18 protein-coding genes and 2 pseudogenes are annotated in these 22334 nt (G+C 67.4%); 7 read left to right on the top strand and 13 right to left on the bottom strand.

The window, feature by feature from the left end; translation table 11 throughout:
* Nucleotides 1-5: 5 nt before the first annotated feature.
* From AC3WOB_RS15445 to AC3WOB_RS15435, 3 genes are read right to left on the bottom strand one after another with little or no spacing between them, the layout of a single operon-like run.
* Nucleotides 6-833 carry an FAD binding domain-containing protein gene (locus tag AC3WOB_RS15445; RefSeq protein ID WP_492275500.1) on the bottom strand — a complete coding sequence of 276 codons (828 nt, stop codon included), beginning with the start codon at nt 831-833 and terminating at the stop codon, nt 6-8.
* Complete coding sequence (locus AC3WOB_RS15440) at nt 830-3232, bottom strand: xanthine dehydrogenase family protein molybdopterin-binding subunit (RefSeq protein ID WP_332015127.1); 2403 nt, start codon at nt 3230-3232, stop codon at nt 830-832. Before AC3WOB_RS15440 ends, AC3WOB_RS15445 begins: the two co-directional genes overlap by 4 nt.
* Before the next feature lie 27 nt (nt 3233-3259).
* Nucleotides 3260-4363, bottom strand: coding sequence for a TRAP transporter substrate-binding protein (locus AC3WOB_RS15435; protein WP_492275499.1), 1104 nt, complete (start codon nt 4361-4363; stop codon nt 3260-3262).
* Between the two features lie 403 nt (nt 4364-4766).
* Between AC3WOB_RS15435 and AC3WOB_RS15430 the strand changes: the two genes are divergently transcribed.
* The 4 genes from AC3WOB_RS15430 to AC3WOB_RS15415 are packed head-to-tail and all read left to right on the top strand — an operon-like array spanning nt 4767 to nt 8244.
* Entirely contained in the window at nt 4767-5081 is a 315-nt protein-coding gene (locus tag AC3WOB_RS15430) for a non-heme iron oxygenase ferredoxin subunit (protein WP_013393112.1), read from the top strand.
* 2 nt (nt 5082-5083) lie between these two features.
* Nucleotides 5084-6382 carry an NAD(P)/FAD-dependent oxidoreductase gene (locus AC3WOB_RS15425; protein WP_492275498.1) on the top strand — a complete coding sequence of 433 codons (1299 nt, stop codon included), beginning with the start codon at nt 5084-5086 and terminating at the stop codon, nt 6380-6382.
* A 36-nt stretch (nt 6383-6418) separates the two neighbouring features.
* The gene (locus AC3WOB_RS15420) at nt 6419-7708 is read left to right on the top strand and encodes an aromatic ring-hydroxylating dioxygenase subunit alpha (protein WP_492275497.1); all 1290 of its coding nucleotides are present in this window, start codon (nt 6419-6421) and stop codon (nt 7706-7708) included.
* Between the two features lie 17 nt (nt 7709-7725).
* Entirely contained in the window at nt 7726-8244 is a 519-nt protein-coding gene (locus AC3WOB_RS15415) for an aromatic-ring-hydroxylating dioxygenase subunit beta (RefSeq protein ID WP_088139888.1), read from the top strand.
* A 78-nt stretch (nt 8245-8322) separates the two neighbouring features.
* Here AC3WOB_RS15415 and AC3WOB_RS15410 read toward each other — a convergent pair whose 3' ends face one another.
* From AC3WOB_RS15410 to AC3WOB_RS15390, 5 genes are all read right to left on the bottom strand, one after another.
* Complete coding sequence (locus tag AC3WOB_RS15410; RefSeq protein ID WP_013393108.1) at nt 8323-8943, bottom strand: N-carbamoylsarcosine amidohydrolase; 621 nt, start codon at nt 8941-8943, stop codon at nt 8323-8325.
* Between the two features lie 31 nt (nt 8944-8974).
* Nucleotides 8975-10024, bottom strand: coding sequence for a 2,5-dihydroxypyridine 5,6-dioxygenase NicX family protein (locus AC3WOB_RS15405; RefSeq protein WP_492275496.1), 1050 nt, complete (start codon nt 10022-10024; stop codon nt 8975-8977).
* 30 nt (nt 10025-10054) lie between these two features.
* Nucleotides 10055-10879: an alpha/beta fold hydrolase gene (locus AC3WOB_RS15400; protein WP_492275495.1), complete on the bottom strand. Its 825-nt coding sequence runs from the start codon at nt 10877-10879 to the stop codon at nt 10055-10057.
* Between the two features lie 20 nt (nt 10880-10899).
* Nucleotides 10900-11862, bottom strand: coding sequence for an amidohydrolase family protein (locus AC3WOB_RS15395; protein WP_492275494.1), 963 nt, complete (start codon nt 11860-11862; stop codon nt 10900-10902).
* A 248-nt stretch (nt 11863-12110) separates the two neighbouring features.
* Nucleotides 12111-12737 carry a nucleotidyltransferase family protein gene (locus tag AC3WOB_RS15390; protein WP_492275493.1) on the bottom strand — a complete coding sequence of 209 codons (627 nt, stop codon included), beginning with the start codon at nt 12735-12737 and terminating at the stop codon, nt 12111-12113.
* Between the two features lie 61 nt (nt 12738-12798).
* Between AC3WOB_RS15390 and AC3WOB_RS15385 the strand changes: the two genes are divergently transcribed.
* Complete coding sequence (locus tag AC3WOB_RS15385) at nt 12799-13788, top strand: XdhC family protein (protein WP_492275492.1); 990 nt, start codon at nt 12799-12801, stop codon at nt 13786-13788.
* Between the two features lie 21 nt (nt 13789-13809).
* Here AC3WOB_RS15385 and AC3WOB_RS15380 read toward each other — a convergent pair whose 3' ends face one another.
* Together AC3WOB_RS15380 and AC3WOB_RS15375 are read right to left on the bottom strand one after the other, a co-directional pair.
* Nucleotides 13810-14277: a MarR family winged helix-turn-helix transcriptional regulator gene (locus AC3WOB_RS15380; protein WP_371818898.1), complete on the bottom strand. Its 468-nt coding sequence runs from the start codon at nt 14275-14277 to the stop codon at nt 13810-13812.
* Nucleotides 14278-14486: 209 nt separating this feature from the next.
* The gene (locus tag AC3WOB_RS15375) at nt 14487-15395 is read right to left on the bottom strand and encodes a LysR family transcriptional regulator (RefSeq protein WP_332012392.1); all 909 of its coding nucleotides are present in this window, start codon (nt 15393-15395) and stop codon (nt 14487-14489) included.
* Between the two features lie 122 nt (nt 15396-15517).
* Between AC3WOB_RS15375 and AC3WOB_RS15370 the strand changes: the two genes are divergently transcribed.
* Nucleotides 15518-16480: a 3-hydroxyacyl-CoA dehydrogenase family protein gene (locus AC3WOB_RS15370; RefSeq protein ID WP_332012393.1), complete on the top strand. Its 963-nt coding sequence runs from the start codon at nt 15518-15520 to the stop codon at nt 16478-16480.
* Complete coding sequence (locus tag AC3WOB_RS15365) at nt 16477-17331, top strand: beta-keto acid cleavage family enzyme (protein WP_492275491.1); 855 nt, start codon at nt 16477-16479, stop codon at nt 17329-17331. The genes AC3WOB_RS15370 and AC3WOB_RS15365 overlap by 4 nt, the downstream gene beginning before the upstream one ends.
* Before the next feature lie 16 nt (nt 17332-17347).
* On the opposite strand, the gene AC3WOB_RS15360 is transcribed toward AC3WOB_RS15365, so the two are convergent.
* The 3 genes and pseudogenes from AC3WOB_RS15360 to AC3WOB_RS15350 form a co-directional block, all read right to left on the bottom strand.
* A complete protein-coding gene (locus AC3WOB_RS15360) occupies nt 17348-17878 on the bottom strand; it encodes a SecDF P1 head subdomain-containing protein (protein WP_492275490.1) in 531 nt (176 codons plus the stop codon).
* A gap of 71 nt (nt 17879-17949) precedes the next feature.
* Nucleotides 17950-18123, bottom strand: a pseudogene (locus AC3WOB_RS15355) (YadA C-terminal domain-containing protein); the annotation flags it as partial.
* A 125-nt stretch (nt 18124-18248) separates the two neighbouring features.
* A pseudogene (locus tag AC3WOB_RS15350) lies at nt 18249-22260 on the bottom strand (hypothetical protein); the annotation flags it as partial.
* Nucleotides 22261-22334: the final 74 nt, after the last annotated feature.

Below are 22334 nucleotides of genomic sequence, written 5' to 3'. Positions count from 1 at the left end.
TCCTGTCAAGCCAGAGCCTGCGCCAGGCAGCGCGTCACCGCGGTCCCGTGCAGCTTGCGATGGTGTTCGTCCTTGTCCTGCATGATGCCGGCCAGCTCGCTGGCCAACAGCGTCTCGTCCAGGCCCGCCAAGCCCTGCTGCGCGATACGCGCGGCCAGTTGGGGCAGCAGCCTGGGCGCGCCGTCCAGGGCTCCCACCGCGATGCGCGCCGTCTTTGAAGACGGATCGAACCATGCGGCGCAACTGGCCTCGGCGAACTCGCCGGTCTTGCGGCAGAACTTGTAATAGCCCCAGCGCGCCTGCGGCCCGGCTTCCGGTATGTGCACGGCGGCGATCAGCTCGTCTTCGCGCAGTCCGGTGGTGTAGGCGCCCTGCATATAGTCTTCCGCCGCCAGCATGCGCACGCCGTCCGGCCCCGCGATCTCCAGCGTCGCGCCCAGGCCGACCACGGTCAGCACCCAGTCGGCCGCCGGGTCGGCATGCGCCAGGCTGCCGCCCAGCGTGCCGCGGTTACGGATGGCGCGATAGGCGATGCCCGGCGCCACCTGCTGCAAGGGCGTGCCGCGCAGCAATTCGTGCACGCCATCCTCGATTTCGGCATGGGTCACGGCCGCGCCTACGCGCAGCTTGCCGTCCTTGCGCGAGACCGTGCGCAGTTCGGACAGGCCGGAAATGTCGATGACGACCGGCGGACGCGCCAGGCGCAGGTTCAGCATCGGCCCCAGCGATTGGCCGCCGGCCATGAGCTTGGCACGGCCCTCGTGTCCGCGCAGCGCCCGCAAGGCGTCCTGCAGCGTGTCCGGGCGGGTGTATTCGAATGCGGCCGCCTTCATGCCGTCACCTCCGCGGCAACGGTTGCGGTCTTGCGGCTGCCCTCTGCGATGGCGGCCAGCACGCGGGTCGGCGACAGCGGCGTGCGCAGCAATTCAGCCGCGCCCAGCGGGCGCAAGGCGTCGTTGACCGCGTTGAACAGTACCGCAGGCGGCGCGATGGCGCCGCCCTCGCCCATGCCCTTGGCGCCGAACTCCGTATGCGGCGACGGCGTCTCGAAGTGATGCAGGCGCATGTTCGGCACTTCAGTGGCGCCCGGCAGCATGTAGTCCGCCAGCGTCGACGCCAGCGGCTGGCCGTTGTCGTCGTAAGGCGTTTCCTCGTAGAAGGCGGTGCCTATGCCCTGGGCCACGCCGCCTATGGTCTGGCCTTCGACCACCATGGGGTTGATCATGGTCCCGCAGTCCTCCACCACCACATAATCCAGGATCTCCACGCCGCCCGTGCCCGGATCCACCGCCACCACCGCCGCATGGGTGGCGTAGGTGAAACAGCCGGTGTCGACCTTGGGCTTGTAGCCCACGGTGACTTCCAGGCCGCTGGGGTCCACGTCCGGCGGCAGCAATTGCGGCCGCAGATACCAGGCGTCGGCCACGTCCTTGACCGACACCGACTTGCCGCCGGATTCCAGCCGGTCGCCGTTCCAGGCCACGTTGGCCGGATCGGCCTGCAACAGATGCGCGCCGATATGCGTGAGCCGCGGCAGCAGGCGTTTGCAGGCCTGCGACACCGCGCCGCCGGACATCACCAGCGAACGCGAGGCGTAGGTCCCGGTGGAGAACGGCGTCTGCCCGGTGTCGCCGTGCAGCAGCTTGATGCTGGCCACGTCCACGCCCAGAATCTCGTTGGCGATCTGGGCAAACGTGGTTTCCATGCCTTGTCCGTGCGAATGCACGCCGACCCGCAGCTCCAGCCCGCCGTCCGGCGTGACCCGCGCGGTGGCCTGGTCAAAGCCCGGAATCACCGGCGTGCCCCAGGCCGCGAACACCGAGGTGCCGTGCGCCGCCTGCTCGGTATATGTCGCCAGGCCCACGCCGATGAGGCGGCCGTCGGCTTCCCCCTGGCGCTGGCGCGCGCGGATGGCGTCCACGCCTATCATGTCCATGGCCTGCTGCAGGCTGGCCGGATAGTCGCCGCTGTCCAGGTGCTTGCCGGTGACGTTGACGTAGGGCATCTGCTCGCCTGGCACCAGGTTTTCGTGGCGGATCTCCCAGGGTTCGCGCCCGACCTCGCGGGCGATCGCGTCCATGGTCAGTTCGATGGCGAAGCAGACGCCGGTGCGCGCCACGCCGCGATAGGGCACGAAGCCCGGTTTGTTGGTGGCCACCGCCCGCGTCACGCAGCGATAGCCCTTGAATGCGTACGGCCCCGGCAGGTTGCCGATGGCCTGGCCCGGTTCCAGGCCGATGGTGAACGGCCAGACCGAGTAAGCCCCACCGTCGATGGTGATCTTGGCGTCCAGCGCCAGCAGCTTGCCGCGGCGGTCGGCGTAGGCCACCATTTCATAATGGTGCTCGCGCGAATTGGCGCCCGCGGTCAGGTGCTCGCGGCGGTCTTCGATGAAGCGGAACGGCTTCTTGAAGGTCTTCGCCAGCCAGGCCACGCACAGTTCTTCCTGCTGCAGCACGCACTTGTAGCCGAAGGCGCCGCCCACGTCCGGCGACACCACCCGCACCCGGCCCTGCTCCAGGTCCAGGCACTGGGCCAGCACGCTGCGGATCATGTGCGGCACCTGGGTCGCGCTGACCACCACCAGCTGGTCGGCCTGGTGGTCCCAGTAGGCCAGCACCGCCTTGCCTTCCATCGGCACCATGCATTGCCGCGACAGGTCGATCTTGCGGCGCACGACCACATCCGCCTGCGCCGCCAGTTCATCGAACTGTTTGTCGACATTGAGCGTGACGAAGACGTTGTCGCGCCATTGCTCGTGCACAAAATCGCCCTGGGCGGCCTGGGCGCTGACTACGTCCGCATACACAGGCAGGTCGTCGTAGTCGACCTCGATCAGTTCGGCGTAGTCTTCTGCCTCGGCCCGGGTCGGCGCGAACACCATGGCGATAGGCTCGCCCACGAAGCGCACCTTGCCCGAGGCCAGCGGCGGCTGGGCCGAGACCTGGTAGCTGGGCAGCGTCGAGTCCGCCACGATGTCGCGCGCGTCGACCATGGCCTGGCGCACAAACGCCTTGTCCGCGATCTGCTCGGCCACGCGCACCGAAGTGATGCGCGCGTGCGCCAGCGGACTGCGCAGGAAGGCCACCTCGCACAGGCCGGGCATGGCCATGTCAGCCACGAAATTGCCCTTGCCGTGCAGATGGCGCGCGTCTTCCTTGCGCGGCACCCGCGCGCCCACTCCCTGCGGCTTGCCTGGCCGGCCGTGCGTATCGGCGTTTGCTGTCGTCATGACTACCCTTTGTCTCCTGCTTGCTTGTTACTTGGCCTGGGCCTTCGCCACGGCGGCGAAGGTGTAGTTGTCCAACGGGCTTTCGGCCACCCGGAACCAGCCCGCCTGCTCGGCCTGGAATTTCTTCCAGTCGGGGAAGATGGCGGCGAAGTCGGGGTTCTTGGCCGAGAGTTCAACCCACAGTTCCTGCGACGCGTTGTACGCCGCGTCCATCACTTCCTTGGGGAAGAAGCTGACCTTGGCGCCGCCGGCGATCAGTTTGCGTAGCGCCAGCGGATTGCGCGCGTCGTAGTTGGCCAGCATGCGCATGGTCTGTTCGCCCGCAGCGGCCTCGAAGGCGGCCTGATAGGCCGGCGGCAAGGCTTCCCAGGCCTTATCGTGCACCATGCTGGTAATGGAGGCGCTGCCTTCGAACCAGCCCGGCGAGTAGTAGTACGGCGCCACCTTGTTGAAGCCCAGCTTCTCGTCGTCGTAGGGGCCGATCCATTCGGCCGCGTCGATGGTGCCCTTTTCCAGCGCGGGATAGATGTCGCCCGGCGGGATCTGCTGCGGCACCGCGCCCAGTTTGGACAGCACCATGCCGCCGATGCCGCCGATGCGCATGTTCAAGCCCTTCAGGTCGGCGACCGACTTGATTTCCTTGCGGTACCAGCCGCCCATCTGCACACCGACGTTGCCACAGACGTGGTTGACGATGTTGTACTTCTTATAGAGCGCGCGCAGCATCATCAGGCCGCCGCCGGAATGGATCCAGGCGTTGTGCTGGCGGGCGCTCAGGCCGAAGGACAGGCCGGTGTCGAAAGTCAGCGCCGTGTTCTTGCCGATGTAGGCCGTGCTCAGCACGTGGTTGCATTCCACCGTGCCGTTGCTGACCGCATCCATGTTCTGCGCGGCCGGCACCAGTTCGCCACCGGGAAAAGCGCGGATCTCGAACTTGCCGTCCGTCAGCTGCGCCACGCGCTTGCACAGATCCTCGGCCGAGCCGTAGATGGTGTCCAGGCTCTTCGGCCAGCTGGTGGACATGCGCCAGCGCACCGACGGCGCGGATTGCGCGACGGCAGGCATGCCGACGGTGGCGAGGCCCGCGCCGGCTGCGCCGGCGGCTTGTGCGAGGAAACGGCGTCGTTGCATTCATTGCTCCCGATCTGGTTCGATTGAGTCCCTTTGGACCCGCCTCAACTCATGCCAACGCCACTCGCGTACATCCGAAAAAAACGTTAGCACACTGAATTGTTGATCAGCATACTGACAGTAATTTTGAGTGTCAACAAGGTAAATCCCCACTGCTGACACCCGCGGAATGCCTAGCTTTTCCCCGTTTCGGGCGGCATTTTCCGCGAGACTCGCGTGCTGTTTGTGGGTACTCCTTACATATAGTGGACACCCGCGGACATGGGCCGAATCAGGCGTGCATAATAGGCCCGCGCCGCAGCCCTTTCCGCCGCCTCATGTCGGGGAAATCCCTAGCTCCTGACTTGTTTTTTTAGGCAGTACACTGACGACAATTACTCAGCATACTGACGAGCGAGTTGATATGAACTGGATCCGCATTGCCTCTACCGACCAACTCACCGACGACGACGAGGTGATCCCCGTCGCAGCCGGCGAAAAGCAGCTTGCGCTGTATCGCAGCGAAGGCGAGTTCTACGCCTCCGACAACGTCTGTACGCACGCCTACGCGCTGCTGTCCGACGGCTATCTGGAAGATGGCTGCATCGAATGCCCGCTGCACCAGGCCAGGTTCGACATCCGCACCGGCCAGGCCATGTGCGCGCCAGCCACCAGCGGCATCCGCGTCTATCCGGTCAAGGTCGAAGGCCAGGACATCTACGCCAACCTGCAGGGCTGACCATGGCTGACGCAGATCCTATCCTCATCATCGGCGCCGGCCAGACCGGCGCGGTGGCGGCCGCCACGCTGCGCGACCTGGGTCACGACGGCCCCATCACGCTGATCGGCCAGGAAGCGCATGCGCCTTACGAGCGCCCGCCGCTGTCCAAGGCCGTGCTGCAAACGGCCGACGCGCGCGGCCAGACGGCGGTGCATGCCGGCGACTTCTACGAACGGCAGCGCATCACGCTGCTGACCGGCACCGAAGCACAGGCCATCGACGCTGCCCGCCGCCTGGTCCGGCTGGCCGACGGCGGGGCCCTCCCCTACAGCCGCTGCCTGCTCGCCACCGGCGGCCGCGCACGCGAACTGCCCAGCCTGCCGCGCGGCACGCCGGGCGTGCACTACATCAGGACGCTGGACGACGCCGCCGCGCTGCGCACCGGCCTCACGCCGCAGGCGCGTGTTGCCGTCATCGGCGGCGGTTTCCTGGGCCTGGAAGTGGCATCCACCGCGCGCGCCCTGGGTGCCACGGTCACCGTCCTGGAAAGCGCGCCGCGCTTGCTGGAACGCGTGCTGCCCCCGGCGCTGTCGGATTGGCTGGCCGAGCGCGTCCGCCATGCCGGCGTGGACCTGCGCCTGGGCGCGCGGATCGCGCACAGCGACTGGCAGCCTCATGCCGATGCCGCGACCCGGCATCAGGCACGTTTCAGGATAGAACTGCAGGATGGCGCCACGATGGAAGCTGACGTCGTGGTGGTGGCCATTGGCCTGGTGCCGGCAGTATCCCTGGCCGCCCAGGCCGGCCTGGCGCTGGACCCCGCCAATGGCGGCATCGCGGTGGACGCCGCCTGCCGCAGCAGCGATCCCTATATTTACGCTGCTGGCGATTGCGCCAGCCAGCACCGCCGCCACCTGAACATGGCGCTGCGGCTGGAGTCCTGGCAGAACGCCAATGAACAGGCGCGCGCGGCCGCAGCCGGCATGCTGGGCCAGCTCGCGCCCGCCGAGCCCTATCCCTGGTTCTGGACCGACCAATACGGCTGCAACGTGCAGATGCTGGGCCTGCCCCAGCCGGACCTGGTCTACGCCTGCCGCGGCGTACCGCAGGTCCAGGCCGAGGCGCCCAAGTTCATCTGGCTGGGCCACCGCGACGGCGTGCCGGTGCACGCCATCGCCATCAACGCAGGCGGCGATCTGCGCCAGCTGCGCGTGCTGTTCGAACAAGGCATACCCATCGACCCGCAGCGCTATGCCGATGAGTCCGTGGCGCTCAAGCCATTGGTGAAGGCCTGCCAGCAAAGCGCCGCCGCGTCCTGAAATTCATTATCGCCCCCGCATCGACAGGAGCTTTTCATGTATCAATCACAAACCGTCATCGGCCTCACGGTGGCGTCCAAGGACGCCGCGCTGGCCGACTGTGTCTGGCCGGAAGACGCGCTGCATTACATTCCGGACTGGGTCTACACCAGCCGCGCCGTCTACGATCAGGAAGTGGAAAAGATCTTCCGCGGCAAGACCTGGAACTACGTGGCCCTGGAAGCCGAACTGCCGAATCCGGGCGACTACAAGCGGTCCTATGTGGGGCCGACCCCGGTGGTGGTATCGCGCGCCGAGGACGGTTCGGTCAACGTCTTCGAGAATCGCTGCGCCCACCGCGGCGCGGAGTTCTGCCGCCATAGCCAGGGCAATGCCAAGGAATTCGTCTGCCCCTACCACCAGTGGTCCTACGACCTGAAGGGCAATCTGCAGGGCATTCCCTTCAAGCGCGGCGTGAACCGCGAAGGCGGCATGCCCAAGGACTTCAAGAACGAAGAGCACGGCCTGCGCAAGCTGCGCGTCACCACGCGCAACGGCGTCATCTTCGCGTCCTACAGCGATGAGGTCGAACCCATCGAGGAATACCTGACGCCCGAGATCCTGGCCGATTTCGACACGGTCTTCCCGGGCAAGAAGCTCAAGATCCACGGCTACTACCGCAACGAGCTGCCGTGCAACTGGAAGATGTACCACGAGAACCTGAAGGATCCGTACCACGCGACCCTGCTGCATTCGTTCCTGGTGGTGTTCGGGCTGCTGGTGGCGGGCAACAAGTCCGCCATGCTGGTCGATCCGGTGCATGGCCGCCACGGCACCATGGCCTCGGCCAAGAGCGAGGACAAGTACGCCAGCGTCAGCGAAGAGAATAAGAAGGAAATGCGCTCCTTCCACGACGGCCTGCACCTGCAGGACGACCGCTTCCTGGAATTCGTCAAGGAGTTCGACTCGCCCTGGTCCGTCACCATGCAGACGGTGTGGCCCAACCTGATCGTGCAGCGCGAAATGAACACGCTGGGCGTGCGCCAGATCGTGCCCAACGGGCCCGACAGCATGATCATGCAATGGACCATGTTCGGCTACGAGGACGACACGCCCGAGATGGAGCGCCACCGGCTGCGCCAAGGCAACCTGATGGGCCCGGCAGGCTTCCTCGGCCTGGAGGACAACGAGGCCATGAAGTTCGTGCAGGAAGGCGTGCGCCGCGCCAGCACCGACGTCAACGTGCTGAAGCTGGAATCCGGCAAGCAAGGCACCTCCAACACGCTGATCTCGGAAGCCGCGATCCGCTCCATGTACAGCTATTACCGCGGCGTGATGGGCTTCTGAGGCAGGAACACAGACACATGAGAACCCGATTCGAATATTCCCCCCGCAAGATCGATCCCGCGCGCGCCATCGCGCTACGCCTGGAGATCGAGGAATTCCACGCCGATTACTGCGCCGCCCTGGACGCGGGCCAGGTCGAGGCCTGGCCGGACTTCTTCACCGAGGACGGCCTGTACCGCGTCACCGCACGCGAGAACGCCGAGCTGGGCCTGCCCGTCGGCCTGGTGTACTCCGAAGGACGCGCCATGATGCACGACCGCGCCGTGGCCATCTCACGCACCCAGATGTTCGCCCCGCGCTACATGCTGCACCTGGTCAGCAACACCCGCGTCATCAGCGAATCCGCCGACGGCGAGATCGAGTCCCAGGCCGCGTTCATGCTGATGCAGACGCTGGTGGAAGGTCCCACCACGCTGCACCTGGCCGGCACCTACTACGACCGCCATACGCGACAGGACGGCGTGCTCAAGCTGAAGGAACGGCAGGTGGTGTATGACACCACCATCCTGGCCAACGACCTGGTCTATCCGGTCTGACAGCAGGAGCGTCACTGAAAAAGGGTTGCGCCGCGAGAGGCGCAACCCTTTCTTTTTGTGCAAGCGCCAGGCGCCGGCTCAGGCCTGCGTGGCGCGCACGGCCTCGTCGCGCGTCAGCACGGTGGCGTACTTCTGCTGCATGTCGAAGAGATTGGCGTCGTGAGGGCCGATGGCGCGATCGCCCACGCAGTCCGACACCACCAGCGGCCGGAAGCCGTATTGCATGGCATCCACCACGCTGGCCCGCACGCAGCCGCTGGTGACCGCGCCCGCCACCAGCAGCGTCTGCACGCCGCGCTGCGACAGCCAGGCCGCCAAACTGGTGCCGAAGAACGCCGAGGGCACCGTCTTGCGCACCACCAGCTCACCAGCGGCGGGCGCGAGTTGCGGCACGATGGCGCTGTTGTGGTCCGCTTCCTTCAAGGTCAGCATCCCCGGTACCTTCAGGGTGAAGATATTGTGGTCCGCGTCGTCGTCGGCGAACACGATGCGGCTGTGCGCCACCGGCCAGCCCTGCTTGCGCGCATGCGCCAGCAGGCCCGTCGTCTGCTCGATGGCCTGGGGGATATTGCCGCCGCCGAACACCGCCGGATCGGCAAAGCCGTTGACCAGGTCCACGATCAGCAGGCCGTAGGGCGGCTTGGGCGCCATGGCCGCGCCGAAGCCCTGGCGTTCGTAGGCGGAGATATCGTCATTCATGGTTGGAACTCCTTGAGCAGTGATTGCGTGCTTAAGCCTGGGGGCCGCCGCCGTCCAGCACCTTGCCCTGGCGCACCACGTCTTCCCCGTCCAGCCGCACCGTGCAGGCGCGCAGCGGAATGTCGATGTGGCAGGTGGTGGTCCGGTTGCCGCCAGCCTCGTTGTTGGGTCCGAGCGAGAACAGGAAGTTGCCCTCGTAGGCCCGCGCGTCCATGCCTATGGTGGCTTCGCGGTCGTACAGGCCCAGCGTGGTCCAGTGCGCGCGCGGCTGCAGGCCCCAGCCTATGTGCGAAATCGCGTAGGCTTCCGGGTCCTTGAACGAGGCCACGTACTCGCGCAGCAGTTCCGCGTCCACGCCGCCGTCGATGCGCGTGGCATAGCCGTTTTCGACCGTCAGTTCGATGGCCGAGCGCACATAGAGCTTCTGCGGCAACAGGATGTCGCCCACGTCGATCACGATCTTGCCATGGGCGCCGCCTTCGTTCGGCCAGGTCAGCACGAAGCCACTGGGCCAATGGTCCCAGCGGCCCGGCTCGTCGACGAAGCCGTATTCGCTGATGGCCGGGAACTCGCCCAGCGGGCAGCGCAGGTCCGTACCCGCGTCCGAGACCACGCTCATCTCGCGCGCCGCGCCGATGCGCGCGGCGGCCGCCTTGACCCGGGCGCGGTCAGCCTCGGTCGGCACCAGCCGCGCCAACACTTCCGGCGGTTCCACCGCCAGCAGGATCTTGGTGCCCGTGGCCAGGATCTCGTGCTGTTCCGGCGAGAACAGCAGCGTCATCAGATCCAGCACCAGGTCGCTTTCCTTCAGCGCGGCGATCGCGGCCTTGTTGCCGGTCAGCGGGGTGGTGCCCAGGTAGGCCAGCGAATCCCGGCTCAGCGCCCGCTCGCCATTGATGGGCGGCAGGTCCAGGCGGTTCACGATGGCGCCCATGGCTTGCGTCGCGATCAGCGCCGTGGCCAGGGTTTGCGGATGGGTCGCCGCACTGGTCAGCACCGTGACGGTCTGCCCCGCTTGCAGCTTGGACAGGGTCAGCACCTGCTGCCAGGCCTTCACCATTTCAAAATCGCTAATAGGCATGATGCCCTCCTTGCCAGTCAGTGCCGCGCTTCATGCGCGCGCCAGCGGCGCACCCAGGAAGTCGCCGAAGGCCGCATAAAAGCCTTCCTCGTTGTCCCACGGGATCATGTGGCCGGCGGCAGGCACGCGGTGATGCTGCGTGCCGGGCGCCAGCCGCTGGATCTCGGCCACGTCGGCGTCCAGCACCACATCGCCCCGCTCCGCCGTCATCAGCAGGACCGGTACGTCCAACAGCGGCAGGTCGGCGTGGATATCGTCGCTCTGGAAGGCCTCGAAGCTCTGGATGATGGCGCGCTCGTCGCAGGTATGCAGCCATTCGGCACGCAGCTGGCGCTGCTCCTCGGTCCAGGTCGGGCAGAACGCGCGCATGGCCTCGGCGTCCATGCCCAGGCGCGCCTGCGCCATGGAGTCGACGTACCAGGGCAGCTTGGCGGGATACGGCCGGCGGCCGGGACCGGACACCGGCGGGTCCACCAGGACCAGACGGCTCAAGCCGGCAGGCTTGCCGCGCCCGGCGCGCACGCCGATGCGGCCTCCCATCGAATGGCCGACCACGCTGTAGCGCGCCAGGCCCAGCGCCTCGGCAAAGGCCAGCACGTCGGCGGCCTGCGCGTCCAGGCTGTAGTCCAGCCCCGCGCCGGCTTCCGACAGGCCGCGGCCGCGCACGTCCAGCACATAGGTGTCGAAGGACTGGCCGAAGCGCTCGCCCACGAAACCCCAGGTGACCGCCGGGCTGGTGATGCCCGGCACGATGATGACCGGATCGCGCCCCGCGCCACGTTCGCCGCCGTAGCGCAGGTAATGCTGGCGAATGCCGTTGGCGTGGACGTTGCCGCCGTACAGGAAGTTGCTCATGTCAGTCTCCCAGGCTGGGCTCAGAGTTTGAACAGGCGCCGCGCGTTGCCGCTGCAGATCAGTTCGCGGGTCGCGTCGTCCATCGGCGTCTGCTCGATGAATTCCACGGCCAGCGCGGTCGATTCGTAGGGATAGTCCACCGAGAACATCACCGCCTCGCGGCCCATTTCGGCGATGGCGGCCATCAGCGTGGGAGGCGAACAGACGCCCGAGGTGGTGATGAGGATGTTGCTGCCCAGATATTCGGAGGGCGCGCGCGCCAGCTTGATGCCGTGCGAATACACCGCGAAGCGGCTGTCGAAGCGCCAGCGCAGGAACGGCAGGCCCTCGCCCATGTGCCCGAGGACCAGCTTGACGCCGGGGTAGCGGTCGAACACGCCGCCGAACAGCAGCCGCAGCGCATGGGTAGCCGTTTCGACGCCCCAGCCCCAGCACGCGCCCACCAGTTCGGGATGACCCGAGTAGGCCTGCGGAATGACGTAGGGATCGGACGGATGCAGGTAGACGGGCACGTCCAGTTCCTGCACCTTTTCCCAGAACGGATCGTAGGCGCGGCCGTCGTAGTACACGCCATTGGTGTGGCCGTTGATCAAGGCGCCCTTGAAGCCCAGCTGCTTGACGCAGCGTTCCAGTTCGGCGGCTGCGACCAGCGGATCATGCATGGGCACGGTGGCGAAGGCGCCGTAGCGCGTCGGGTGCCTGGCCACCTGCTCGACCAGGAAATCGTTGTTCTCCTTGGCGCGGCGCAGCGCGACGGCGGCGTCGGCTTCGGCCTGCACGCCGGGTCCGGTCTGCGACAGGATGACGTAGTCGATGCCGCCACGGTCCATTTCGCCCAAGCGCACCTCGTCGAAGTCCACCAGGCGCGCAGCCAGGTCGGCCAGCACGGCGGGATCGATGTGCTGCGCGAAGCTCTTCGAATAGTCCTTGAATCCGACCGCGGTGTAGTGCTCCTCAAACGCGATCTTGCGTACTTTGCTCATTCCCCTACTCCCAGTTTGATGGCCAGGACCCTGTCCTGCCACGGCGCGCCAGCATTGTTTATCAGTACACTGACTATTAAATCGGAAATACCGGAATCGCGCGCAGCCGCTTTCCCATTGGGAAGAGTCCTGCGAGGGCATCCGAATTTACGTCAGTATACTGACTTTATAGTCAGCGTACTGACAAATTAGGGAAATCCCGGAGCGCAAAAAAAGGCCGCCGCAGCGGCCTTGCCAGCAGGCGGCGCTCAGCCGCCGCCGTCCAGGTCGGCTGGCGTGTCGACATCGCGCAACACGCCGGGATCATCCACCAGGACCAGCTGCAAGCCGGGCTGCTTGAGCACTCGCCGCGCGCCTTCGTCGCCGCTCAAGGCAGCCAGCTGCGGCAGCAGTTCCGCGCGGAACCCTACCGGATGGCCGCGCTGCCCTTGGTACGAAGGCGCGGCCATCGGCGCGTGGCGCAGCGCGTCCAGCACGCCCTCCAGGCTTGTGCGGCGAATCCAGGGCATGTCGGCAAGCGCGACCAGCACGGCTTCGGGTGTGTCGGGCAAGTCCTGCAGATACTGCGCCGCGGCGGCCAGGCTGGCCCCCATGCCCTCCCCCGCCCGGTCAGTCTCCAGCACCCGGCAATCTTCCGTCCGCAGCAAGCCGGCCAGGGCGGCGCTGCCGGGACGCACCACGGCGACGACCAGGTCTACCGCCGCGCGCAGCGCCCGGGCGCTGGCCACGGCCACGCACACGCCTTGCGGCAAGGGCGCCAGCAGCTTGTCGGCGCCCGGCCGCTGTGCGGCGTAGCGCGAGCCCTGCCCCGCAGCCAGCAGGATGCCGACTCGCAAGGGGCCCGGGTAGGGATAGACACTAGAGACATTCGCCATAATGATCAGTATAGTGAATATAAGCCGTGACAGCGCCACGGCCCTTCACTGTGAGAAGCCGATGAACGCTCTGGATCTGGACGTATTGCAACATGCCCGGGACTGGGTGGCCGCGGGCAGCCGCGTGCACCTGGTGACCGTGGTGCAGACTTGGGGCTCGGCGCCGCGCCAGGCGGGCGCCATGCTGGCCCTGCGCGACGATGGCCGCATGGCCGGTTCGGTTTCCGGCGGCTGCATCGAGGACGACCTGATTCTCCGCGCCCGCGAGGGCGCGCTGGAAGACGCCCCCGCCCGCCTGACCTATGGCGTCACGCGCGACGAGGCCGCGCGCTTCGGCCTGCCTTGCGGCGGCACGCTGCGCCTGATCAGCGAACCGCTGCGCGACACGCAATGGCTGGACCTGGTGCTGGAAGCCGTACGCGGCCATCGCCTGGTCCAGCGCACGGTGGATCTGCACGACGGCAGCAGCTCGGTATCTGCCGCCGGCCCGGCCGATGGCCCGGACTTCGACGGCCGCATCTTCCGCAGCGTGTACGGCCCGCGCTGGCGGCTGCTCATCATCGGCGCCAACCAGACTGCCCAGGTGCTGGCCAACGTCGCCGCGACGCTGGATTTCCACGTCACGGTCTGCGACCCGCGCGAAGAATTCTTCGGCGATTGGAATCTGTCCCAAACTACCCTGCTCACCAGCATGCCCGACGACGCGGTGCTGGAGATCGGCACCGACGAGCGCACCGCCATCGTGGCGGTCACCCACGACCCCAAGCTCGACGACATGGCCCTGCTGGAAGCGCTGAAATCCCCGGCGTTCTACGTGGGCGCGCTGGGTTCGCGCGCCAACCAGCAAAAGCGCCGCGAACGGCTGCGGCTGTTCGACCTGGACGACAGCCAGATCGCGCGCCTGCACGGCCCGGTGGGGCTACGCATTGCCAGCAAGACCCCGGCCGAGATCGCGGTGGCAATCGCCGCCGAACTGATCTGGGTGCGCAACACCTTGGGGGACGGCGAGGCTGCGCGCAGCGCGCCTCAGGTCAACGCGCTGCAAGGTTGAGACAGGCGGCCGGTTCCCGCCCTACATAGGCTTGAGCGTAGTGCGGCTGTACTGGTTGTTGGCTTCCACCAGGGTGGAAAGCAGCTTCATGAAGATTTCCTGATTGCGCGTGGACAAGGGCTCCAGCAGGCGCTGCTGGGCGCGCGCCATGCCTTCCTGCAGGATGCCCATGATGCGCAACCCTTCCTGGGTGATGACAGCCTGGCGCGAGCGCTTGTCGTTGGGATTGACGCGCCGTTCCACCAAGCCGCGCTCCTGCAGGCGCTTGACCACGTCCGCGGTGGTGGTGCGGTCCAGTCCCAGTTCCATGCCGATGGCGGTCTGGTCCAGCCAGGGGCTGAGCGACAGCGCGGTCAACACGCCATACTGCACCGGCGTCACGTTCTGCGTCTTGCACTCCTCGTAGAACATGGCGTAGTGGATCTGGTTCAGGCGCCGCACCAGATAGCCTGGACGCGACCAAAGTACCTGCTTGGCCGGATCGAAAATCTTGGTGTCCATCTTATGAGTTGCGACGCGCTTCAGGGACGTCGTCTTTTTCTGTACATCCGGCACGTTGAGGCAGCTCCAATTTAGTTAGTGCACTGAGGATAATACCACCGGGCGCTTCCTGTCGAGCGGCACGCTGCAAGCGTTTGCCTGAAATCAAAACCGCGCCGCGCAGAAGCGCGCGGCGGGTCGAAAATACGCCGCGACGCCTAGCGCGACTGCTCCGCCAGATAGTCCTTCAAAGACTGCACCAGCGCCGCCGCGGCCGGCGACAGGCTGCGGTTGCGCGCGGTCACCAACCCGATGGAACGCTCGGCCACGGGGCCGATCAGCGGACGCTGCACAATGCCATTTTGCGCCACCGCGCTGGCGGCGATTTCAGGCAATGCCGCAACGCCGAATCCGCACTCGACCATGGCGACGATGGTGGTCAGATGCTCGGCCTCGAACGCCGGCGTGAAGCGGATCCGGTTCTGCAAAAAGGCCCACTCGGTATATTGCCGCACGCTGCTCGGCTGCACCATCGACACGTGCGCCGCGTCGGCGGTATCGGCCCAGCGCAGCGGGCCACGGGCGCGCGCCAGCGGATGGGCTTGGGGGATCAGCAGCAGAAAGCTGTCGGACATCAACGGCACGTAGTGCAGGTCCGCATGCTGCGGATCGGCAGCGGTCAGGGCGAAGTCGACCTCACCCGCGCGTACCAGATCGAAGGACGGACCCGACAAGGTGTCGCGCACCTTCAGGGCGACCTGCGGGTGGGCCTGGCGGTAGGCCATCAGCACCCGCGGCAACAGACGGGCGGCGATCGAAGGCAAGGCCGCCACCGACACCTGGCCCTGCTCCGCATTGACGATGCCGCTGACGGCGGCGATGGCGTCACGGAAGGCCACTTGCAGGACGGCGGCCTGTTGCATGAAGACTTCGCCGGCGGCCGTGAGGCGGACCGTGCGCGTGGTGCGGTCGAACAGGCGCACGCCCAGCGCGTCCTCGATACGCTGGATCTGCGTGGACAGGGCCGATTGCGACAGATGTAGCTGCGCGGCGGCCTGGCGGAAGTTGAGCGTGCGGCCCAGCACCAGGGTCGTGTCGATATCGCGCATCGAAAGATTGATCTGCATGCCGGCAGCGGCCTCTTTATTGATCTAAATTGACGATCATTCTATCCAAAAAATCTGATTCATCAATCAAATCGGGTTCTCTACACTCGCCTCCAGCGAAATTTCAGATGAAGGAGCAAACCATGCAGACGGACGCGATAGCGCTGCCCAATCCGGGCGCGGCGCATGCGGTGGTGGTGGGCGGCGGCACCATGGGAGCCGACGTGGCGGTGGTGTTGACCCGCGCGGCCTGCCGCACGACCGTGATCGAATCGAATGCCGGACGCGCGGCGGGCCTGCCCGCCCGCGTCGCGGAAAACCTCAAGACCATAGGCCGGGACGCGAACGCCGCCCTGCTATCCACCGCATCCAGCCTGGACGAGGTGGACTGGTCCGGCGTGGACCTGGTCATCGAATGCATCCCCGAACGCCTGGACATCAAGCAGGCGCTGTTCGCGGACCTGGCGCAACGCGCCCGGCCCGGCGCCATCCTGGCCAGCAACAGTTCCAGCTTCCCGATCAGCGCCATCAGCCAGGGCCTGGACACTCGCGGCCGCATGCTGGGCTTGCATTTCTTCATGCCCGCGCATCTGGTACCGCTGGTGGAAGTGGTGCTGGGCGAAGCCAGCGACCATGCCTGCGCGGATACGCTGATCGAATTCATGCGCCGCTGCGGCAGCGTGCCGGTCAAGGTGCGGCAGGACCTGCCGGGCTTCCTGGCCAACCGCCTGCAGCACGCGCTGTCGCGCGAGGCCTTCGACCTGATCGACCGCGGCATCGCCTCGCCGGAAGACGTGGATGCGGCGGTGCGTTTCGGCTTCGGCTTCCGCTTCCTGGCGGCCGGCCCCGTGATGCAGCGCGACCATGCCGGCATCGACGTGCACGCCGCGGCCGGCGCCACCATGTACCCCACCTTCTGCAACGCCAGCGAGCCGGCGCGCTGCCTGACCGAACGCGCCCAGGACGGCCGCCACGGCATGAAGACCGGCGAGGGCTTTTACGCCTGGACGCCCGAGACCATCGCCGCCGAACGCGCGCGCTACGACCGCCTGTTGCGCGCGGGCCTGGACCTGATTGCGCCGGAACTGCCGGAGATCAAGCCATGAGCAACGCGCCCCTGCCCCGCGCCGCCCTGGCCGACTCGCCCGTCATCATCACGGTGGCGCCCAATGGCGCCTACAAGAAGGCGGCCGACCACCCGGCCGTGCCGCTCACGTCCGAAGCCCTGGCGCGCGAAGCGCGCGCCTGTCTGGACGCCGGCGCCGCCATGATGCACATGCACGTGCGCAAACCTGATGGCAGCCACCTGCTGGACGCGCAGGCCTACCGCGACGCCCTGGCTGCCGTGCGCAACGCCGTGGGCGATGAGTTGCTGGTGCAGGTGACCAGTGAAGCCGCCGGCGTTTACAAAGCGGCTGAGCAGATCGCCCTGGTGCGCGAACTGCAGCCGGAGGCCGTGTCCATCGGGCTGCGCGAGATCGCAGTGCCGGACATCCCGGAGACCGAGCTGGCGGCCTTCCTGGCCTGGATCGCGGAGCGCCGCATCATGACGCAGATCATCCTGTACGACGAAACCGACGTGCGCCGCTGGCTGTCGCTGCGCGCGCGCGGCCTGGTGCCGCCGGGAGCGTGGTCGGTGCTGTTCGTGCTGGGCCGCTACAGCGCAGGCCAGACCTCCTCTGCCTACGACCTGCTGCCCTTCCTGGCCGCGTACGACCAGTCCCTGCCCTGGGCCGTCTGCGCCTTCGGTCCTGAAGAAAACGCCTGCGTCACCACGGCCGCGGCGTTCGGGGGCCACATGCGCGTGGGCTTCGAGAACAACCTGAAGCTGCGCGACGGCAGTACCGCGTCCGGCAATTCGGCGTTGGTGCTGCAAGCCGCGCAAGGCGCGCAGGCGCTGGGCCGCCCGCTGGCCACGGCCGCCGACGCGCGCCGCATTTACGGGGCGGTCGGCTGACGCGGCCACGGCGGCGCTAGTGCGCCGCTCCCAGGATCGCTTGCGCGACGTTGATCGCCTGCTCTTCCGAATTCATCGTCAGGTTCAGGATGCCCTCGTCCATGGGCCCCGCGATGCGCGGCACGCCCACCAGCTTGCCGTCTATGGTGAAGACCAGCCACTTGCCCGGGTACTGGCGGCCGATCTGCGCAAGCTTGCGCGCGCCCGGCGGCGTGAAGCGCAGGCTCACGAAAGGCTGCCCCGAGCGGGACCTCATAGGCGTGGCGGCATTCAGGTCGGCGCGGGTAAGCGCGGGCGCCAACAAGAAGTAGTAGGTCTTGTCGGACATGCGCAGTTCGCGCAGATCGTCACCCGGCTGGTCCTGCGCCAGGCGGAACTCGACGGCAGGCGCGGCGGGTCGCGTCTGCGTGGCGGCGTCTTGCGCCGCCGGCGCGGACTGGGCGGCGCGAGGCGCCGCATTGGCGCCCTTCTGGGCCGTCATGGGCTGGCAAGCGGCCAGCAACGCGCTCGTTGCAATCAAGGCTGGAAGAATGATGCGACGTGTCATGGCTGTGTACCTCTCAGGAATCCTTGAGGATGCGGCGACTGGCCGCGTGCCTGCGTTCGTGCTGCACCTGCTCACCATTGATACCCCACGCCCACGCTCGCGCCATAGTCGCCGCGCGAACTGCTGCTGGCCAGGCCCTTCACCACCCATTTGCCGCTGTCGGAAACCGTCGACAGCCCCATGGCGAAGCCGCTTTCGCCGCGCCACGTGCCGCCGCCCATGCTGAGCATGCTCCTGCCGGGCAGGTACGCCTGGGGCAGCGCGGACATGGCCATGGCGGAAGCGACGCCGGCGCTCAGCCGGTTATCCAGTCCTTGCACGTCCTTGCGCAAGCCCGCCACCTGGTTGGTCAGACCGTTCTCGATTTCCCGCAACTGGTTCACATTGACCGCGTCGGTTCCCGCAGTGCCGCGGGCCAGGTTCGCGATCTGGCGTTCCGACCCTGCGACGCCGACCGACACGGTGTTGTCGCGGTCGGCGACTGAGCCTGCCCCGAGGGCCACCGCATTGCTGCCGGATGCCTTGCTGCCGTTGCCCAACGCCGTCGCCCCCTTGCCAGACGCCTGCGCACCGTTGCCGATCGCGGTGCTGTTCTTGCCCGAAGCCACGGCGCCCGCGCCACCCGCTGCCGAGTTGCCGCCGCTGGCCTTGGGCGGCTTGGCCGCCTTTTCTTCCTGGCTGGTCTGGAACATGCCGGCCGCGCCGTTGCTGATGTTCGTCACATCGCCTTCGACGCCGGCCACGCGCTCGTCCAGCGCGGTGAGCTGGTCGCCGACCTGAAGCACATTGCCCGCCACGTCCTGCAAGCGCTTGTCGGTGTAGTCGTTGGCCTGCTTGAGCGCGCCGTCCAGCTGCCGCAGGTTCACGGCGTCCGTGGCCTCGCGGCCGTCAGCCAGGTTGCTGAGCGTGCGCTCCGCGCCCGACGTCCCCACCGACACCGTGCCCACCGACTGGTTTTGCGCATCCGAGTACTTGCCGGCGTAGCTCTCTGCGCCCCGGCCCGCCACGGCGCCTGCGCCCAGCGCCACATCGCCCTCCTTGCCTGCGGCGGCGCCGTTGCCCAAAGCCACCGTGTTGGCGCCGTTGGCCGCCGCGCCCGGGCCCATTGCGATGCTGCCGAGACCGTTGGCCTGGGAATCCGGCAAGGCCGCCGACGCTCCGCCATTGGCGTGGAAGTACTTGATGCCGGCCCCGCCCTGGGTGAAGGTATCGATCGTATCGCCTATCGATTTGACGTACTGATTGGTCTCGAACAATTGCGAGCCGTTGACCGCCTCGGTGCTGTCCGCCGACAAGGCGCCCCGCGCCACGTTCCTCAGCACCGTAGCCGAGCCGCCAGGGTTCAAGGTCACCATGCCGTAGTTGATGGTGCCGTCCGGATTGCGGTCGTACTTCACTCCCCCTGCGTCGAGCCCGCTCACGTTCGAGGCCAACGCTTTCAGTTGGCTGACGTTTACCGCGTCGGAATCCACCGTCCCCGCGGCCACTCCGGTGATCTGCCGATAGTTGCCGGCATCGACGTCACCCACGGAAAGCGCCGCCAGCTTGCTGCGCGTGGCGTTCACGGCTGCGTCATCGCCGCCCAGGGGCATATACCCGGCAGCTCCGGCTGCCACTTTGGCGATCGAGCCCGCGCCCAACGCTACGCCGCCACCCGTGATGACCCTGCTGCCCGCGCCCAGGGCCACCCCCTGGACCGCATCGGACAATGCCTGCGTGCCCACCGCGATGCCATCCGCGGATGTCGCGCGTGCCTGTTGCCCCAGGGCGATACCGCCGGGCGCGGTCTGCTCCACCACAGCCCGCTCGCCAATTCCCAAGCCGCGATCGCCGTTGACAACCGCCTGCGGTCCGATGGCGATCGACTCCACGCCTGTCGCCAATGAATCAGTAGCCGTCGAGTTGGCGTGGAAGTACTGGGTACCCGTGGACGTCAAGGACCCGATCGCCCCGGTCAACTGGCGCAAGGTCACCGCGTCATGCTCCTCGGTACCGTCCGCCACGTTGGTAATCTGGCGATACGCGCCGTCGTGGCCCACGGACACCGCCCCCAGCAATGTGAGATCCGCGGTGTTGAATGGCACCAGGGCGCCACCGCTGCCTACCGCAAGGCTGCCAGTGATCGGCGCCGACGCCCGGTCGGAGATGGAACCGGTACCCAACGCCACGCTCCCTTCCTGGCTCGCCACGGCATCGTGGCCCAGCGCCAGCGCGTTGCCGGCCGTGGCCCGCGCGGTGTAGCCCAGCGCCGTGCTGCCCACGCCCTGCGCGTACGCGTCGTCTTCCGCCAGCCCCGACTCGTTGGTCCGCGCATAACGCAGGCCAAGCCCCTTGTCGGCCTTGCTGATCAGATTGGTGTCTCCCGTCAGGTTCGTGAACGTATCGCCCATGTTCGTCAACGTGTCGCCCATCCGCTGCACGCCCTGATTGATATCGTAGAGCTGCGAACCATTCACCGCATCGGTGCTGGCGGCCGACACGGCCCCGCGCGCCAGGTTGGTGAGTTTGGTCCCGCCCGTCACGCCGCCATCCGCGGACGCAGGACCGGCCAGGGTGATCAAGCTCTTGGGATCACCCGACCTGCCGTCGTAGGTCACCGCCCGGTCGCCCAGGCTGCCGACGCTGTCGGCCACGGACTTGAGCTGGCTCACGTTCACCGCGTCCGTGTCGACCGCGCCCGCAGCCAGGTTGGTGAGGCGCCGTTCGGCGCCTGCCGAACCTATGCTCACCTCGCCAACCGGCGACGCGCCGGCCACCGCTGTCGTGCCCGGCCGATACGCTCCGTCCGACAGCGTGGAGCCACTGGCGACCGCATTGGCGCCCAGCGCCACGCTGCCGGCATGGCTGGCCTGCGCTTCGCGGCCCAGCGCCAGCGCGTTGTCGGCCGCGGCCCGCGCGTTGTAGCCCAACGCCGTGCTGCCAGGATTCTGGGCATAGGCGTCAGCGGGCGTCAGCCCACGCTCGTTGGTCCGCGCATAGCGGATGCCCAGGCCGTTGGCGTCCGTGTACGCCAAGCTCGTGTCGCCGGTCAGGTTCACCAACGCGCCGCCAAGGCTGGTGAGCGTATCGCCCAGGGTCGTGACCGTGCCTCCCATGTCCGTCACCGTGTCGCCCATGCTCGTCACCGTGTCACCCAGATTCGTCACGGTATCGCCCATGGTCGTCACCCTGTCGCCCATCCGCAGCACGTCCTGGTTCGTCTCGTGCAGCTGCGAACCGTTCACCGCATCGGTGCTGGTGGCCGACAGTTCTGCGCGCGCCAGGTTGGTAAGCTTGGTCCCGCCCGTCAGGCCGCCATCCGCGGACGCAGGGCCGGCCAGCGTGATCAGGTTCTTGGGATCTCCCGACTTGCCGTCGTAGGCCACCGCCCGGTCGCCCAGGCTGCCGACGTTGTCGGCCACGGACTTGAGCTGGCTCACGTTCACCGCGTCCGTGTCGGCCGCGCCCGCGGCCAAATTGGTGAGACGCCGTTCGGCGCCCGCCGAGCCTATGCTCACTTCGCCCACCGGCGCTGCGCCAGCCACCGCCGCCGTACCCGACCGGTACGCTGACGCGGCCAGCGTCGCGCCATTGGCGACCGCATTGGCGCCCAGCGCCACGCTGCCAACATGGCTGGCCTGCGCTTCGCGGCCCAGCGCCAGCGCGTTGTCGGCTGTGGCCCGCGCGCTATAGCCCAGCGCCGTGCTGCCAGGGCTCTGGGCGTAGGCGTCAGCGGGCGTCAGCCCACGCTCGTTGGTCCGCGCATAGCGGATGCCCAGGCCGTTGGCGTCCGTGTATGCCACGCTCGTATCGCCGGTCAGGTTCGCCAAGGTGCCGCCGAGACTCGTGAGCGTATCGCCCAGGGTCGTGACCGTGCCTCCCATGTCCGTCACCGTGTCGCCGAGATTCCTCACGGTGTCGCCCAGGTTAGTCACCGTACCGCCCATGGTCGTCACCCTGTCGCCCACCCGCAGCACGTCCTGGTTCGTCTCGTGCAGTTGCGAACCGTTCACCGCGTCGGTACTGGTGGCCGACACGATCCCGCGCGCCAGATTGGTGAGTTTGGTCCCGCCCGTCGCGCCGCCATCCGCGGACGCGGGGCCGGCCAGCGTGATCAAGCCTTTCGGGTCACCCGCGTTGCCGTCGTAGGTCACCGCCCGGTCGCCCAATGCATCCACCGCCTGATTCGTGGCATGGAGCTGCGAGCCGTTGATGGCATCCGTGCTGAGAGCGCCGAGCCGCCCTGCCGCGACATTCGTGACGGAGCGCTCCGCGCCTGTGCTGCCCACGCTGACCGTGCTGGTGGGCGCCGACCCGGCGAACGAATAGGAGCGTCCCGCGATTGCGGCGCCGGACGTGCCGACGGCTGCCGCGGTCGCGGATCCCGCCCCGAGCGCGACGTCGTCCGAGTTCGTCGCGACCGAATCGAACCCTAACGCCATGCTCCGCGCCGCCAGCGCGTTGGCATCGTTGCCAA

Source organism: Achromobacter sp. FW305-C-30-7 (assembly GCF_058783105.1).
The sequence above is the reverse complement of the archived record's forward strand: the minus strand, read 5'-3'. Positions and strand labels throughout refer to the sequence as shown.